This window comes from Nocardia sp. NPDC005998 (genome assembly GCF_040614395.1).
Taxonomy (GTDB): Bacteria; Actinomycetota; Actinomycetes; order Mycobacteriales; family Mycobacteriaceae; genus Nocardia.
Genome location: NZ_JBEXUI010000001.1, coordinates 229,957 through 249,179 on the forward strand (window position 1 = coordinate 229,957; position 19,223 = coordinate 249,179).

General features: G+C 67.0%; 2 protein-coding genes. One reads left to right on the top strand and one right to left on the bottom strand.

Annotated elements, in window-relative coordinates:
* Positions 1 to 198 precede the first annotated feature (198 nt).
* Positions 199 to 18,423, top strand: a complete 18,225-nt coding sequence (locus ABZ293_RS01080; RefSeq protein ID WP_355176683.1) for an amino acid adenylation domain-containing protein — start codon at positions 199 to 201, stop codon at positions 18,421 to 18,423.
* Positions 18,424 to 18,521: 98 nt separating this feature from the next.
* Here the strand turns inward: ABZ293_RS01080 and ABZ293_RS01085 are convergent, their stop codons facing one another.
* Positions 18,522 to 19,133, bottom strand: coding sequence for a hypothetical protein (locus ABZ293_RS01085; RefSeq protein WP_355176684.1), 612 nt, complete (start codon positions 19,131 to 19,133; stop codon positions 18,522 to 18,524).
* Positions 19,134 to 19,223: the final 90 nt, after the last annotated feature.

A 19,223-nucleotide genomic window follows, 5' to 3' on the forward strand; every position in this document is an offset into this window, starting at 1 on the left:
GGACGGATGACCGAGAGGTCCGACCGGTTGGAACGTCGCGCATGCGTCGGCGAAATCGGGTGCCGATGTCACGCCGACGCTTCCTCGGGTATGCAGTCTGGTTGTCGTCACTATGTTGCAAAACTTCAACAAGCTGATATCGGCAACTTCACGGCAATAGCTGAGCTTCTGCAATGAGTGGTATCAGCGGAGGTCGAAATGGACCAATCGAAGAGCGGCGACGATGGCAGTCCGGACTCGTCGAAATCGTTGCAAACCGGCCCATTCAGTTTTTCCGGAAACCCGGATTCGGGTAACGGTTCCAGCGCGCGCTCCGAGGGGGAGGGGTCCGCGCGACGGCCGTCATTCGTGCTTCCGCTGACCGCTGCACAGCGGGGAATCTGGTTTGCCCAGCATCTCGCGGAATCGTCGCCGATATCGGTGGCCCAATACGTCGAGATCACCGGCGAGTTGGACACGGAATTGCTCGCCGAGGCCTGCAGAACCGCCGGTCGCGAGTTCGGATCCGGACATATGCACCTGATCGAGGTCGACGGAGAGCCACGTCAGTTCGTCGACGAGGACCATGGCGGTCAGGTGTCGATCATGGACTTGCGCCGGCACGCCGATCCGGTTGCGACTGCGCACAGACTTATGGTTCAGGACTATTCTGCTCCGCTGGACCTGCTGCACGACGACCTGATGACGAGCATTGTGTTCCAGGTCGGCGAGGGCCATTTTCTGTGGTATCAACGCGCGCACCATATCGCGCTCGACGGATTTGCCGCGGTAACCATGGTGCACCGGATAACCGAGCTGTACAACGCTTGGGTGCAGTCCGAGGACGCGGCGCCGTGCACGGCGCAGGACCTGGGGGACATCGTCGAGCAAGATCTGGCGTACCGAGGTTCGGAGCGTTTCGACAACGACCGCAAGTACTGGCTGGAGCACCTGGCAGGCGCGCCTCCCGTCGTCAGCCTGGCCGGGCGTGTTGGCAAGCCGACCATTCATCCGGCGCTGGTCAGCACCGAACTTTCCGACGACACCGCGCAGCTGCTGGAAAGCGTCGCGCTCGAGTACGGCCCGAGCGTGACTCCGATCATCGTCGCGGCGTTCGCCGCCTATCTCGCGCGGATGACCGGAAGCGATGAAGTATTGCTGAGCCTGCCGGTTTCGGGTCGGCACTCCGCCGGGCTGCGCCGTTCCGGTGGGATGGTGGCAAATGTGGTCCCGCTGCGCGTGCAGGTCGCCAGCCGCAGCGTCGGTGAACTGATCGCCGCCGTGTCGAGCGAGCTGACGAGTGCTCTTCGGCGGCAGCGCTATCGCCAAGAGGACATATTCCATGACATGGGGATTGCGCGCGACGAGACGGCATCCTTCGGGCCGGCCGTGAACCTCATGATGATCGAGAACGAGGTTGCGCTCGGCAATACGACAGGCCGCCTGAACGTCCTCACCTCGGGCCCTACCGGCGACCTTTTCGTCAATATCTACCCGGGTGCGGGCAAAGACAGTACCCAGATCGACTTCCAGGGGAATCCGAATGCCTACAGCCCCGACGAGCTCGCTGGTCACCACCGCCGGTTCCTCATGTTCCTGCACGAGTTCCTCGCCGGGGGAAAGGGATGTCCGATCAGCAGACTGCCGCTGCTCGAAGTGCAGGAACGGTCTGCGCTGCTGCCGGTGCGGGGGCCGAGCGGGGTCGAGACGCGGCTGCTTCCGGAGATTCTGACCGAGGGTGCGCACCGGAATCGTCGCGCGTGCGCGATCGCCTCGGCCGGGCAGACGATGACGTACGGCGAGCTGGACACCAGATCCTCCCAGCTGGCCCGGGATCTGATAGCTCTGGGTTGTGGCCCGGACACGGTGGTGGCGATCATGCTGCCCCGCTCGGTCGAATCGGTCGTGGCGACATGGGCGGTCGCGAAATGCGGTGCCGCCTTCGTACAGTTGTCCCCCGAGTATCCGTCGAAGCGGATAGACCACGTGATCGCCGATAGTGGCGCAACAGTGGCGATCACGGTCGACGCCCTGCGCGGTCGACTCCCGCAGGAGATACACCGTGTGGGTCTCGACGACCCCGCGACCCGGTGGGAATCCGACACCGCGGGCGGGCCGATTTCCGACAATGACCGTATTCGCCCACTGCGGCCGTCCAACGTCGCCTACATCACCTACACCTCCGGATCCACCGGAACGCCGAAAGGCGTCCAGGTCACCCACACCGGCCTCGCGAATCTCATTGCCGACCGCGCCGCTACGTACGGCATCGACACGACATCGCGCGTGTCCTATGCCCTCTCGCCCAGTTTTGATGCCTCCCTGGAGCAGTTCCTGACCTGCTTCGCGAACGGATCCACGCTGGTGATCGTGCCGCCCGAGGTGACCGGCGGTGAGCCGCTGACGCAACTGCTGGCCGACGAGCACGTGACACACCTGACGCTGACGCCCACGGTGCTGGCAACCGTGGACCCGCATCCGATGACCGATCTGCGGGTCGTCGTGGTCGGGGGCGACGTATGTCCACCGCACGTCATCGAGCGGTGGACACCGCTGTTGTCCATGTACAACGAATACGGTCCGACCGAAACCACCGTGACCGCCGTCTCCGCCATGTTGAAACCCGGCCGCGCCCAGACGGTCGGTGGTCCCATCAGCGGCGTCTCGGCGATGGTGCTGGACCGCACGCTCCAACCGGTGCCCAAGGGCACCATGGGCGAGTTGTATCTCGCCGGACCGGGATTGGCCCGTGGATACAGCCACCTGTTCGTCGAAACCGCCGCCCGGTTTGTCGCCGATCCCTACGGTGGTACCGGCGAGCGGATGTACCGCACCGGCGATATCGCGCGCTGGACCGGTGACAACGCCGAGATGACGCTGGAATTGATGGGGCGCAGCGACTTCCAGGTCAAGATCCGCGGATACCGGATCGAACCGGGTGAAATCGACGCCGCGCTCACCACCCACGAGGACGTGGACCTTTCGGTCACGGTGCCGGTGCAGAACAACGCCGACACGACCGTGCTGGCGTCCTATGTCGTCCCGGTCAGCGGCCACCGGATCGATCCGCTGGAACTCCAGCGCTTCGCCCGCGCTTCGCTGCCGCCGCATATGGTCCCGGCAGTGATCCTGTCGCTGGACAGCTTCCCGGTGAACGCCGTCGGCAAGCTCGATCGCAGCGCCTTGCCGAAGCCCGAGTTCGGGACCGCGCCGGTCGGTCGGGCGCCGGCCACCGCCCAGGAAAAGACGGTCGCAAGGCTGTTCGCCGAGGTGCTCGGCGTGCCTCTGGTCGGGGCGGACGACAGCTTCTTCGCCCTGGGCGGCGACAGCATTCTGTCGATCCGGCTGGTGGCGCGGGCCAAGGCCGAGGGCCTGAGTTTCTCCACACAGGATGTGTTCGTGCACAAGACCGTCGCGGGCCTGGCGGCCACGGCGACGGAAGTCCGCGATACCCCCGAATTGGCCGAGTTGCCCGGTGGCGGTGTCGGGCCGATGCCGTTGTCGCCGATCATGCACGCAATGGTCGATCGAGATCATTACGACCGATTTGCGCAGGCCGCGCTCGTGCAGCTGCCCGAGCGGGCCGATCGAGCGGGTCTCGTGCGCGCATTGGGATCCCTGCTGGACCGTCACGACATGCTGCGTGCGGTACTGCGCGGCGGCGATTCGGTTGATCGGTACATCGAGGTACTCGATCGGGAAGCGGTCGACCCGGACGCCGCGCTCGTCGATGTTCGGCTCGATCGACGTGACGCCGCCGAAGTCGACCGGCACCTGCAGAAGGCCGCGGATCGATTGGACCCTGGCAACGGTGTGCTCGTTCAGGCCGTCTGGATTCACGATTGCGACGGCTCGGGACCCGACCTGATGTGGCTGGTGATCCACCATCTCGCCGTCGACGCGGTGTCGTGGCGCATCATCCTCGCCGACCTCGCGCAGGCCTGGTCGCAGATTTCCGATGGCGGCGAACCGCATTTCGGCCCGGTCACCACCTCGTTCCGACGGTGGGTGCACGGCCTGGTCGAGCGGGCGCCGGGCAGGCGGTCGGCGGAGCTCGACCTGTGGAAAGACGTACTCGAGCGAGGTGATCAGCCACTCGGATCACGTCGTCTGGTCCCGGATCGTGACATCGGGGCCACCGCGGGCCGGATACATCAGCGCATCCCGGCAGCGGTTGCCCATGCGGTTCTCACCGTCATTCCGGACCGCTTCCACTGCAGTGCCAACGATCCGCTGCTGGCGGCGCTGGTACTGGCACTCGGTGAGTGGCGGCGCAGGCGCGGTACGGCGACGGCCGCCGGAGAGCTGATCTCGGTGGAGGGACACGGTCGCGAGGAGCGGGCCGTACCCGGCGCCGATCTCAGCGCCACCGTGGGCTGGTTCACCACACGCTTCCCGGTCCGGATCGAATGGGAAAGTGTCGACCTCGATGATGCGCTGTCCGGCGGCATCAGCGCGGGACTGGCGATAAAGCAGGTGAAGGAGCAGCTGCGCGCGGTGCCCGGTAACGGCATCGGCTATCAGATGCTGCGTCATCTAGATCCCCGGGGGAGCGTCGAGCTCGCCGACCTGCCCGAACCCGAGATCAGTTTCAACTACCTCGGGCGGGTGGGTGTCGGTGAGCGCTCGGGGCCCTGGGCACCCACCACCGAATTCACCGCACTGACCGCGACGAGCGATCCGGGGATGGCGCTGGCCGCCGCGCTCGATATCAATGCGATCGCCGAGGAAGGTCGTGACGGGCTCGAAATCCACGCGACCTGGGAGTTCGCCTCACAGGTGTTGCGTGGCGAGGAGGTCGACGAACTCGCCGGGCTGTGGGTTCGCGCCCTAGGGGCGCTTGCCGATCACGTCCGATCCGACACCACACCCGGCTTCACCCCATCCGACTTCCCGCTCGTCGCGGTACCGCAGGACGATATCGACAACTGGCTGCGGGAATACCCGTCGATGACCGATGTGTGGCCCCTCACCGCCCTGCAGTCCGGGCTGCTGTTCCACACGGTCTACGACCGGGACGGCGAGGACGGCTACATCGTGCAGGCGGCGCTGACATTTGCCGGGCAGGTGGATGGGGAGCGGATGCGACGGGCCGCGCAGGTGCTCATCGACCGGCACGACAGCCTGCGGACCGCGTTCGTCGAAAGTGCCGATGGGCCACGTCAGATCGTATTGCGCGACACCAGGGTCGATTGGGGCGAGTCGAGTGTCAGCGATGTCGGGCAGCAGACGCAGGCACTTCGGCGGCTCGCGACGGCGGCTGCGGCTCCGTTCGATCCGGCCCGCCCGCCGCTGGTGCGTTTCCACCTCGTCCGCACCGGCGTCGAGATGTTCCAGCTGCTGGTCACCAACCACCACCTCGTGCTGGACGGCTGGTCGATGCCGCTGCTGATCCACGAATTGCTCTCGTTGTACACAGCCGATGGCGATACCGCCGAGCTCGCGCCCCCGCGTTCGTATCGAGAGTATCTGCAGTGGCTACAGGTTCAGGATCGCGAAGCCGCAACCGCCGCGTGGCGGGAGATGCTCGCCGGAATCGACAGTCCGACCCGGGTCACCAGCGGGTCCGATCGGACGGTCACCGCGGACGCCGGTGCGGTCGGCCTGAATCTGGACGCCGCGACCACCGCCGCGATTCTCGATCTGGGCCGCTCGCACGGCGTCACTGCCAACACGGCCCTGCAGGTGGCGTGGGCATTGCTGGTGGCCGTGCTGACCGGACGGTCGGACGTGGTGTTCGGCAATACGCTGTCGCAGCGCCCGCCGCAGCTTCCGGATGTCGAGCGCATGGTCGGGCTCCTCGTCAACACGCTGCCCGTCCGAGTCCGGCTCCAACCCGACGAAACCGTCGGCGACCTGCTCGTCCGCGTGCAATCCGAGCAGGCCGCAATGCTGGACCACCAGCACATCGGCTTGGCGGAGTTGCAACGGGCCGCCGGTATCGCCGATATGTTCGACACCGCGACGGTGCTCGAGTCCTATCCGCTGGACCGGGAACTGTTGGCGCGCAATCTGTCCGACGCCGGATTGCGGCTCGTCGAGATCGACGCGCACGATGCCACGCCGTATCCGCTGAGTTTGCAAGTGACCCCGCCGCGGTCGAGTCGCGACGGCGGAGCGGATGCCGACCAGCCCGGCACCTTCACGGTGACGGTGAAATTCGCCACCGATCGATTCGAACCGGACGATGCCCGCACGCTGCTCGCACGATTCGAGCTGCTGCTCACCCAGATCGTCAATGATCCCGCCAGGACGGTCGCCGCGATCTCCTCCTGCTGGAATTCCGAACGGGCGGAACTACTTTCGGTTGGCAGCGAGGAGGCGGCCGCGGAGCTCGTGCTCCGCGACATCCTGTGGGGGACCGCGCGCAGGTATCCGGACGCCGTGGCTGTCCGGTGCGATGACACCGCGTGGACCTATCGTGAGCTGGCGCGTCGCGCCGACGGGTTGGCTCGCCGGCTGGCCGATCACGGTGCTCGCGCCGAGTCGATCGTCGCATTGGCCATTCCCCGTTCGGCCGAACTGATCGTTGCGATCTGGGCGGTCGCGAAGACAGGTGCCGCCTTCCTGCCATTGGATCCCGGTAACCCCGCCGTGCGGATCGCGGAGTTGTTGTCCGACTCGCGGACCGGTCTGGGCGTGACGACCAGCGCTGTGGCACCGCAGCTTCCGGATACTGTCGACTGGTTGATCCTGGACGCTTCCGATTCGGAGGCTCGGGAGGAGCTACCTCGTCCGTCCGATATCCCGGCCGGGGCCGACCGGCTGTCGGTCGACAATGCGGCATACGTGATCTATACCTCCGGATCGACCGGCAAACCGAAGGCGGTCCAGCTCAGCCATCGCGGTCTGGCCGACCTGGTCGCCGCGCAGGTCGACGCCTTCGGTGTGGATACGGATTCGGTGGTGTTGCAGGTCGCTTCGCCGGGATTCGACGCCTGCCTGTCGGAGTTGCTGTTGGCGCACAGCAATGGCGCCTGTCTCGTGGTGGCGCCACCGGAGGTGTACGCCGGGACCGACCTCGAGGAATTGCTCGGGTCGCAGCAGGTTTCGCACGCGATCATCACCCCGTCCGTGCTGAATACCCTGGATCCGTCCCGGACACCGTCATTGACATCGCTCGCGGTCGTCGGCGAAGCGACCGGGCCGGACACCGTCGAGCGGTGGGGCCCTGGGCGGCGGCTGATGAATCACTACGGACCGACCGAGTGCACGATCTGGGCCACGGGGTCGGATGTCCTGGTACCCGGCGAGCCGGTGACGATCGGTGGCCCGATCCGAGGCACGTCCGCGATGGTTCTCGATATGTGGCTGCGACCGGTGCCGATCAGTGTCGCGGGCGAACTCTATATCGGTGGGCCCGGACTTGCCCGCGGGTACGTCGATCGACCGGGCGTGACGGCGTCGCGCTTTATTGCGGATCCGCGATCCACCCGGGGCGAGCGGATCTACCGCACCGGTGATTCCGTGCGCTGGGTGCGCGGCCGCGCCGGGTTGGCCCTGGAATACTTGGGCCGCTGCGATCAGCAGGTCAAGATTCACGGCCTGCGGATCGAGCCGGGGGAAGTCGATGCGCATATCGCGCGACATCCGGGGGTGGCGAGCGTCGCCACTGTTGCGGTGAAAGGGCCTGCGGGCGAACCGGTTCTGGTGTCCTATGTCGTCTTCGCGCCGGGCGCTGCCGTGGATGTGGCGGCAATCGGCGACGATCTCGCGGGCAGGTTACCCCGCTATATGAATCCCGCGGCGATCGTGCGGCTCGACGAGATGCCGCGCACGCCTACCGGAAAGATCGATCGGGAAACATTGCAGCGGCGCACCTTCGATTCCGACACCGCAGGTGGCAGACCGCCGTCGACGCAGCTGGAGCAGGTCGTGGCGAAGCTCTTCGCCGATGTGCTCCATATCGACACCGTGTCTGCCGATAGCAACTTCTTCGCTCTCGGCGGGGACAGCATCGTCTCGATGCGGCTGGTGGCGCTGGCGAGATCCGCCGGGCTCACGCTCACGCCGCGAGATGTATTCGAAGGCAAGACAGTTGCCGCCCTCGCCGAACTGGCGGGCGGCGACGCGCATGCCGCGACCATCGAGGAACCCCCTCGACTCCCGACGGCCGATCGCGCCGCGGATCTTCCGCTCGTCGCGCTCACCCAACAGGACATCGATCGGCTCGAGCGGCAGTACCGCGGCCTGTCCGACGTATGGCCGTTGTCGCCCACGCAATCCGGGATGCACTTCCACTCGACGTTCGACCCGGATGCCGGGGACAACTACACCGTCCAGACGATGATCGGATTTTCCGGTGCGGTCGACGCCGATCGCCTGCGACGTGCGGCTCAGGCCGTGGTCGACCGGCACGATATCCTGCGGGCCGCCTTTGTGGAGACCTCGGCCGGGCCGTGCCAGATCGTGCTGGACCATGCCGAGATCCCGTTCCGGGAGATCGATCTCGCCGGTGGTGGCAATGTGGAACCCCCGGCCGACCCGGAATCGATTGCCGCAGCGGACGCGGCGGCGGGGTTCGACCTATCGGCTCCTCCGCTCCTGCGCTTCACGCTGATCCGCCTCGATGCGGTGTCCTTCCGGCTGCTCGTCACGAATCACCATGTGATCCTGGATGGCTGGTCGATGCCTTTGCTGATGCGAGAACTGCTCGACTACTACGGATCTCCCGCACATATCGACTCCGCCGGACCTGCTCCCTCCTACCGCGACTATCTGTCCTGGCTGGGTCGGCAGGACAGCGCCGCATCCAAAGCGGCATGGGCGCAAGCCTTTTCGGATGTCGACGCACCCACCCGGGTGTCCCGCGCGGCTGGCGCGGCGGGCTCCGTATCCGCCGCCGAGGTGGTGGCCGAGCTGACCGCCGATCGTTTCGGAGAACTCCGTCGAATGGCGGCGGAGGCTGCCGTCACCATCAATACCGCGGTCGCCGCGGCCTGGGCCCTGAATCTACGGCTACTGACCGGTGAGACCGATGTGATCTTCGGTTCCTCGGTGTCGGGCCGACCCCCGGAGTTGCCGCTGGTCGATCAGACACTCGGCATGTTCCTGAATACGATTCCCGTGCGAGTTCCGCTCGAACCCACTATGACGGTGCGCGCATTGCTGACCGGCATTCAGGCGCATCACGCCCGCATGCTGGAGCATCACCATATCGGCCTATCCGAGATTCACCGCAGCGTCGGCCTGCCCGAACTGTTCGACACCGCCATTACCTTCCAGTCGTTCCCCGTCGACCGGGTGGCACTGCAGCAACTCGTCGATTCGGCGGGCCTGCAGGTGGACGAACTCAGCGGTGTGGACGCAACGCCATACCCGCTGAGCCTGGCCGTGGAACCGACGCAGTCCGAGGACGGCGACGCACAGGGACTGCGGATCACCCTCCGATTCCACGACCACGCGTTCGACACCGCGTCGGCGCGCCGCATCCTCGACCGCTTCGTCGAGTTGCTGTGCCGAATCGGCGCAAATGCCGACCTGCGGCTGGCCGAGCTGCCGCTCGACGAGGAACCGGGACCCACATGGCCGATTTCGGGTGCGGAAGCCGCGATCCCGGACACGCTGGACCGGATACTCGCCGCTTCCGCTGTCGCCGACCCCGACGCGATCGCCGTGCGGTGCGGTGCGGCCGCAATGACCTATCGGCAGCTCGACGAGCGATCCGCTCGTCTGGCTCGGGTCCTGCTGCGGCACGGCGCTCGGCGGGGACAGGTCGTTGCCTCCGTGCTTCCGCGATCTCTGGCTGCGACGGTCACCGTGTGGGCCGTGGCGAAGACCGGTGCCGCATTCCTGCCGATCGATCCGACCCTGCCATCGGAGCGGATCGAATTTCTGCTGTCGGACTCGGAAACCATACTCGGGCTGACCGATACGTCTGCCAGGAAGCATCTTCCCGTCGGCGTCGACTGGCTGGTCCTCGATGAGGAGCAAACGCTCGACGCCGTGGACTCGGTTCCGGCCACGCCGATCACCGATGCCGAACGCGGCGGACATATCCAGCGGGATCAGATCGCCTACGTGAGCTACACCTCCGGATCGACCGGAACGCCCAAGGGCGTACTCGTCAGCCATCGTGGCCTGGCCGATATCGTCGCGGCGCAGCGGCGAATACTCGGCGTCGACCCGATGTCGGTGGTGCTGCAGGTCGCCTCGCCCAGCTTCGACGCCTCGGTATTCGAGTTGTTGATGGCGCACGGCTCGGGCGGTCGGCTGGTCGTATCGTCGGCCGATGTCTACGCCGGACCCGAGCTGGCGGATCTGATCGGGCGCGAACATATTTCGCATGCCGTGGTGACCCCGTCGGTGCTGGCGACGGTCCCGTACGCCCGTCTCGACGGGCTGCGCGTGCTGGCAACAGCCGGTGAGTCGGTCGGGCCGGAACTGGTCGATCGGTGGGCGCCGCATCGCGCCATGGTCAATCTCTATGGGCCGAGCGAAGGCACCATCTGGGCTACCGCCGGTGATGCACTGGTACCCGGTGCCGCGATCACGATCGGCAGGCCGGTCGGCCCCGTCGCGGCCGTGGTCCTGGATACCTGGTTGCGGCCCGTGCCCTACGGTGTCGCGGGCGAGCTCTACCTGTTCGGCGCCGGGCTGGCCGATGGGTACGTCGCCAAGATGGGGTTGACCGCAGCGCGGTTCGTCGCATACCCGTTCGGGGAGCCGGGGCAGCGCATGTACCGCACCGGTGATGTGGTGCGCCGCAGCGCCGATGGCGAGATGGAGTTCCTGGGGCGCAACGATTTTCAGGTGAAGGTGCACGGCACCAGGGTCGAGCTGGGCGAGATCGATGCGCTGCTGGGTGCGCGTGCGGATGTGGCATATGCGGTCACCGTGCCGCGCCGCGATGGCGGGCGACCGGTGCTGCTGGTGTCCTATGTCGTGCCCGCGACCGGGACACAGGTATCGGGCGAGGAGTTGCGTGCGGCGCTGGCCGAGGCGCTGCCCCGGTACATGGTCCCGTCCGCGGTAATGGTGCTGGACGAGGTGCCGCTGACCGCCAACGGGAAGCTGGATCGCGAGCGGTTGCCCGAGCCGGTTGCCCTCGCGCGCGAATTCCGTGCGCCATCGCCAGGATTGGAAGAGCTGGTCGCGCGGGCATTCGAGCAGGTGCTCCAGGTGGACCGGGTGGGAGTCGATGACGACTTCTTCGCGCTGGGCGGCGATTCGCTGAGCGCCGCGCTGGTGGTGGCGCGCATAGGCGCGGCCATGGACCTGCGAGTGCCGGTGCGATCGGTATTCGAGGCGCCGACCGTCGGCGAATTGGCCGCGCGTGCAGGGTCGCTCAGCGGTGCGGGCCGGTTGCCCCTGCTGCCCGGAGTGCACCCCGATCCCGTACCGCTGTCGCTGGCACAGCAGCGGATGTGGTTCCTGAACCGGTTCGAGCCGGATTCTGCGGCATACAACATTCCGGTGCTGCTGCGGTTGTCGGGACGGCTGGATACCGCAGCGTTGGCGGCCGCGCTCGCAGATGTGATGGCACGTCACGAGGTACTGCGGACGATATATCCGGACGTCTCGGGTGAGCCGCGGCAGGTCGTTCTCGACGAGCCCGCGGTGTCGGTGGAACCGGTGCGGGTGTCGGCGGATTCGGTCCCGGATGTGGTGGGCGAGTTCGTGCGGCGCGGATTCGATGTGACGGTCCGAGTGCCGATGCGGGTGGGATTGTTCGAGCTCGACAGTGACACCGGAGAATACCTGCTGGTGCTGGTGGTCCATCACATCGCCGGTGATGGTCAGTCGATGGGGCCGCTGGCCCGTGACGTAATGACTGCGTATGCCGCGCGACTGGCCGGACACCCGCCGGAATGGGAGCCGCTCGCCGTGCAGTACGCGGATTTCGCGTGGTGGCAGCGGCAGATGCTGGGGGCCGCAGACGATCCGGCATCGCTGATGTCCGCGCAGTTGGAGTTCTGGCGCTCGACGCTCGCGGGCGCTCCCGACCGGCTGGAACTGCCGGCGGATCGACCACGCCCGGCCGTCGCATCACTATCGGGAGGCCGGGTACCGGTGGAGATCGGTGCGAGGCTGCACGAGCGGCTGCTCGCGCTGGCACACTCGCGGGGGTCGTCGCTGTTCATGGTGATGCATGCTGCGCTGGCAACGGTATTGGGGCGGCTCAGTGGCAGCGATGACGTAGTGATCGGCACCCCGGTCGCGGGGCGGGGCGAACCCGGTCTGGACGATCTGGTCGGGATGTTCGTGAACACCCTCGTATTGCGGACCCGGGTGGATACGGGCGAGCCGTTCGCCGAGTTGCTGATGCGTACCCGGGAGACGGACCTGCTGGCGTTCGAGCACGCGGACGTGCCGTTCGAGCGGGTCGTGGAGGAGTTGAACCCGGAGCGGTCGGCGGCGCGGCATCCGTTGTTCCAGGTGGCCCTGGCGTTCCAGAACGTGTCGACAGTTGACGTGGCGCTGCCCGGCGTCCGGGTTGCCCGGGCGGATGTGGATACCGGGGCGAGCCAGTTCGACCTGCAACTGGTGCTGTCCGATTCTTTCGGCAATGCCGGTGTGGCACAGGGCATCTCGGGAATGATGACCTATGCGTCGGAGCTGTTCGACGAGGCGACCGCCGCGGGAATTGTCCGACGGCTGGTATGGGTGCTGGAAGCCGTCGCCGACGATCCGGCCGTCGTGGTCGGGGATATCGACTGGCTGGAAGCCGACGAGCGCTCGGCGCTCACATCACGGGTAGGGGCGTCGCGGGTGGGGGCACACACCGTGGCGGCGCTGGAGCCGTCCGTATTGCTGCCGGAGGTGTTCGCCTCGGCCGTCCGCGACAACAGCGACGGTATCGCCGTTGTCGCAGGGGATGTCACATTGTCGTATGCACAGCTGGACGAACGATCGAACCGACTGGCGCGATTACTGATCCGCCGTGGTGCCGGACCGGAGACTCCGGTGCTGGTTGCGGCGGCGCGGTCGATGGAGTCCGTCGTCGCGTGGTGGGCGGTGGTGAAGTCGGGTGCGGCACACGTGCCGGTGGACCCCGGCTATCCCGAAGGCCGGATCGCGCAGATGGTGTCGGATTCCGATGCGACGCTGGGGGTTACGGTGTCGTCGGCGCGTGCCCAGGTGCCCGATTCGGTGGACTGGATCGTGCTCGACGACCCGGCCGTCGCCGCGCAGATCGACGCGGCGGCGAGCGGCCCGATCGGCGACGACGAGCGGACGCGGCCACTGCGTGCCTCGGATATCGCCTACGTGATCTTCACCTCCGGATCCACCGGGGTTCCGAAGGGCGTCGCCAGCACACATGCCGGCATTGCCGACTTCATCTCGGGGCGGCGCGCCGACCGCGAACTCCGGCGCACGTCCAGGGTGTTGCATTTCGCGTCGCCGTCGTTCGACGCCGCGCTGATGGAGATCCTGATTGCGGTCAGCCGGGCCGGTGCGCTGGTCGTGGCGCCGACGGGGATCTACGGTGGCGGTGAGCTGGCCGAGTTCCTGCGCGTGCAGCGGATCACCCACGCCTTCATGACCCCGGCCGCGCTCGCGTCGGTGGATCCGGCCGGGCTGGACGAGTTGCGGCTGGTGATGTCCGGTGGTGAGGAGGTCCCGGCGGATCTGGTGCGCCGATGGGCGGGCACCGATATCGCGGGCGCCCGGAAGTTCCAGGTGCTGTACGGGCCGACCGAGGCCACGATAATCGCCACGGCGACGGGTGCACTGCAACCGGATGACCGGCTGACGATCGGTGCCCCGCTGCCGGGAATACAGGCGCTGGTCCTGGATGCCCGGCTGCAGCCGGTGCCGGTGGGAGTGGCCGGAGAGCTGTATCTGGCGGGCCCGGCGCTGGCGCGCGGATATCTGAACAAGGCGGCTACCAATGCAGCGCGGTTCGTGGCGCATCCGTTCGCAGCACCGGGACGCCGCATGTACCGCACCGGTGATGTGGTGCGCTGGAATACCGAGGATGCCCTGGAGTTCCTGGGGCGCAACGATTTCCAGGTGAAAATCCGTGGTTACCGGGTCGAGCTGGGCGAGATCGATGCGGTGCTGAGCGCGCGGGCGGAGGTGGCATACGCGGTCACGGTGCCGTGGCATGCGGGCACGGGTCCGGCGCAGTTGGTGTCCTATGCGGTGCCCGAAAACGGGGCGAGCCTGTCGGGCGAACAGTTGCGGGCGGCGTTGGCCGAGGTGTTGCCGTCATACCTGGTGCCCGCCGCGGTAGTGATCCTCGATGCGGTCCCACTGTCGCCGAATGGCAAGCTCGACCGCGCGGCCTTGCCCGCACCCGTCGTCCAGGCCAAGCGATTCCGGGCCCCGGCGTCACCGGTGGAGGAAATAGTTGCCGGTGTATTCGCCGACGTCCTCGGCATCGACGGTCCGGTAGGCGCCGACGACGATTTCTTCGAACTGGGTGGCAACAGCCTGGTGGCCACCCGCGTCGCCGCGCGGATCGGTGCCGCGCTCGACGCGACCATCCCGGCATCGATGATTTTCGAGGCGCCGACGGTTGCCAGGTTGGCCGCGCGCGCCGAATCGCAGGCCGACACCGGTCGGGTGGCGCTGACCGCACAGCCACGGCCGCAGCGAATTCCGCTGTCGTACGCACAGCAGCGGATGTGGTTCCTGAACCGCCTCGAACCCGGCTCGGCCGCCTACAGCATTCCGATCGTGCTACGGCTGTCCGGAAAACTGAATCTCGACGCGCTGCGTGCGGCCATCGATGACGTGCTGAACCGGCACGAGGTACTGCGGACCATTTACCCGTATGCCGAGGGCGAGCCGTTGCAGGTTGTCCTTCCCGTCGCCGAGGCACTTGCACCGATATCGGTGACCTCGGTCACGGAACCTGAGCTGGCCGAGTCGTTGTCGGCGTTCGTCTCGACGGCGTTCGATGTGACGGTCGATGCGCCGGTGCGGATTCGGTTGTTCGAACTCGGGCCGAACGAGTGGGTCCTGGCCGTGCTGGTGCACCACATTTCCTGCGACGGATCGTCGCTCGGCCCGCTGGCACGGGACATGATGACCGCGTACACGGCGCACCGGCTCGGGGAGACGCCGAACTGGCAGCTGCTGCCGGTGCAGTACGCCGACTACGCGATCTGGCAGCGGACGGTGCTGGGCACCGAAGACGATCCCGAATCGCTACTACGCGCCCAGATCGACTACTGGACACTCGAATTGGCGGAGCTACCGGTGCTGCTGGAGCTGCCGACCGACCGACCGCGTCCACCCGTGCAGACCTATGCGGGCGCGAGCGTACCGATAACTCTCGATGCCGATCTGCACGCGGGATTGCAGCGGGTCGCGCGGGCACACAATACGACGCTGTTCATGGTCTTCCACGCTGCGCTCGCGGCCACGCTGGCTCGGCTGGCCGGTAGCGACGATATAGCGATCGGCACTCCATACGCTGGACGCGGCGAACCCGAACTCGACGATCTGGTCGGGATGTTCGTCAATACCTTGGTGCTGCGCACCCGGTTGACCCCGGGGATGACCTTCACCGAGCTGCTCGAGCACGTGCGCGGGACCGATCTGGCCGCGTTCGGGCACGCCGATGTTCCGTTCGAGCGGCTGGTGCAGGAGCTGAATCCGGTGCGGTCGCATGCCCACCATCCGCTGTTCCAGGTGATGCTGGCGTTCCAGAACGTCGGCACGGCCGAGTTCGAGCTTCCTGGGCTCTCGGCGTCGGCCGTGACCGCGGACGCCGACACCGCACTGTTCGATCTGCAGATCACGGTGTCGGATTCCTACGACTCCACCGGTGCCCCGGCCGGTATCGGCGGCGCGGTGACCTACGCGAGCGACCTCTTCGACGCGATGACGGTGATCACGATCGTCGATCGCCTGCTGCGGTTGCTCGGCGCACTGGTGACCGATGCGGCACAGCCAGTGCACGAGGTGGACCTGCTCGGCGCCGATGAACGGGAAGCCGTTCTGACGCAGTGGAATTCGACCGATCGCAGGCTCCCGCCCGGCGAGACGCTCACCGCGGTCTTCGCCCACTCCGTGCAGTCGTATGCAGACCGGCCCGCGGTGATATTCGGCGAACAGTCGCTGACCTATGCGGAATTCGCGTCTCGCGTATACCGGTTGGCGCGGTGGTTGATCTCGCGCGGAGTGGGGCCGGAGTCGTTGGTGGCGCTGCGGATGGCGCGTTCAGTGGACCAGGTCACCGCCATGTACGCGGTGCACGCCGCTGGCGGTGGGTATGTGCCGGTCGATCCGGACCTTCCGGACGACCGCATCGCGTACATGCTGTCGATCGCCGCACCGGTGCTCGAGCTGTCGTCCCTCGATGGACTGGAGCTGTCCGGATTCGATGATGCGCCGGTCACCGACGCCGATCGGCTCGCACCGCTGCGGCCGCACAATGTCGCTTACGTGCTCTTCACTTCCGGGTCGACCGGGCGGCCGAAAGGCGTTGCGGTATCGCATTGTTCGGCGGTCAACCAGGTGCGGTGGCTCAGCGGGACCTACGCGCTGACGCCGAATGACGTCATCATGCTGAAGTCCCCGGCCACGTTCGACATGTCGGTGTGGGAGCTGTTCGCGACACTGGCGGTGGGGGCGCGGCTGGTGATCGCGCGAGCCGACGGGCATACCGACCCGGCCTATCTCGCCGAAACCATTGCCACCCAGCGGGTCACGATCACCGCTTTGGTGCCGTCGATGCTGGCGGTATTTGCGGACGCGGCGCCTGCGGGGTCGCTGGAGTCGGTGCGGACGCTCCTGGTGGGCGGTGAGGCATTCGGCCCCGAGGTGGTGGCCGCGGTGCGGCGAATAGTGCCCGGGGTCGAGTTGCACAATCTGTACGGGCCGACCGAGTTCACCGTGTGCGCGACCGCGCATCGGGTGACCGAAGCCGACAGCGGGAGCATGCCGATGGGCACACCGGTATGGAACACGCGGGCATACGTACTCGACAACCGGTTGCGTCCGGTGCCGCCCGGTGTCGCCGGGGAGTTGTACTTGGCGGGCGCCCAGCTCGCGCGCGGCTATCGGTCACGTCCGGGCCTCACGGCGGAACGGTTCGTGCCCGACCCGTACGGTGACGGCCGACGCATGTACCGCACCGGCGACTTGGTGCGCTGGCGCCACGACGGCGAATTGGAATATCTGGGCCGCACCGATTTCCAGGTGAAGCTGCGCGGCCTGCGCATCGAACTCGGTGAAATCGAGGCGGTACTTGCCGAGCATCCCAGCATCGCCCGGGCGATCGCTGTGGTGCGCTCGACCGGTGCGGTGGACCACCTCGTCGGCTACCTCGTGCCTGCCGCGGGCGCCACGGTAGACACCGCAGCGGTCTCGGCGCACGCGGCAACCAAACTGCCCGACTACATGGTGCCCGCCACGATGATGGTGCTCGACACGGTGCCCCTCACCGCGTCGGGGAAGCTGGACCGCACGCGGTTACCGGAGCCGGTGCTCGCAGTAGGGGAGTTCAGGGAGCCCACGTCGTGGCTGGAAGGGGAGGTCGCCCGGGCCTTCGGAACCGTACTCGGCGTGGATCGGGTTGGCGCCGATGACGACTTCTACGCCTTGGGTGGTAACTCGCTGAAGTCGGTGCAAGTGGTGAGCGAGTTGCGCAAGGAACTCGACTACGAGATTCCGATCAGCTGGATGCTGTCGGATCATTGCCCGGCCGACCTGGCAAAGCGGATCGAATCCGGAATGCGCTCGGGTCCGGCGGTCGACCGGACCGATGACGGTTTCGACGTGCTGCTGCCGATCCGGACCGGCGGTGAGCGAGCGCCACTGTTCTGTATCCACCCGGCGGTGGGCCTGTCGTGGTGCTACCGCACACTCGACCGGTACCTCGCCGACGGTCGACCGATCTACGGCCTGCAGGCGCCACAAATCGGCGGGGAGATCCCCGGTCCCACGTCGATCGAAGAAATGGCCGAACGCTACTTCGACGAGATTCGCGCGGTTCAGCCACACGGCCCCTATCACCTCCTCGGTTGGTCGCTGGGTGGTGTGATCGCCCATGCCATTGCCGTCGAGATGCGCGCGGCCGGTGAACAGGTTGAGCTGCTGGCGCTGTTGGACGCCGAGGTGGACGGTGTCGACGAGTCGACGCTGCGCGCCGTCACGCCCGGAGAACTGATCGGCAATCTCGGCCCGGTCATGGGCGTCGACTTCGTGAGCTCCGATGCGACCGCCGAGGAGGCCGCCGACCTGATCGAACGGCACCTGGGAGGCAGCCTCGGTATCGACGCCGCACGGATCGAGCGCCTGACCGACGCTTATAACCTGGCGGTCCGGGCAGCCGGTGCGTGGCGGCCCGCGGTCCTGGACAGCGACATGCTCTACTTCGCCGCGACACGTGACAGGCGATCCGATGCTGCGGGTCACGAGGGATGGGCGCGGGTGGTCCGGGGTCAGATCTCGGTTTTCGACATCGATGCGACCCACCTTGCAATGACCGAGCCGGATGCGATTGCCCAGATCGCCCGGATTCTCAATGCACGACTGGATCGATGACCGCGTCTATTTCGGTGAGGTGTGGGCGCGCCGAATCCATCATTCGCCCGTCCGCTTAAGGGGAGGGGCGCGCCGAATCCATCGGTTCGCCGGTCCGCCTACGGGAGGGGCGTGGTGATGCCCACCACCACCCCGACCGACGCCCCGAGTGCCCCACCGAGCACGGCGGCAGGTCCGGCAATGGCGGCGGCGCCGACGGCCGCGCCGAGGAGCGGGCCGGCAACCAAGCCGGTCGGCATGAACGGGATACCGGCGACGAACCCGGCGGCCGCGCCGACCGCGCCAGCGGCCACCGCGACGGGCGCGAACACTCCCGCGGCGAGGCCCGCACCGATTGCCGCACCGACGCTCGCGTCCACGGCGGTGATGGAGCATCGGCGGGGATCTACCGGGACGTGCTCGCAGAACGCCTGGATCGGCTCCTGATCTACGGCCGGCGGCGCGTCCGGCACGTCCAGCGTCGCGATTCGGGTCCAGCTGTCGGCGGCGAGCGGATTCACTGTGCCGAGAACACGATCGATGCGGTGCGTACCGACCGGCGACTGGCCGAGTAGAGCGAGCAGGGTCGGCGACGGGAAAGGATCTTGCCCGTGCTCATGGCGCGTCAGCGATAGCCGGTCCGCTGTCGTCGGTGGCGCAGGTGCCTGCGCGGTGCCATACGGGGATGCGCTGGCTACTCCGGTGCCGAGAACGACCGCAATCGGCAACATGCTCGCAATCAATATCGGACGCGATCGGCACCAACGACCGGCTTCCGGCATTCCGCACCTCCTGGACGTCTATCCCGACCTCGAGTATTT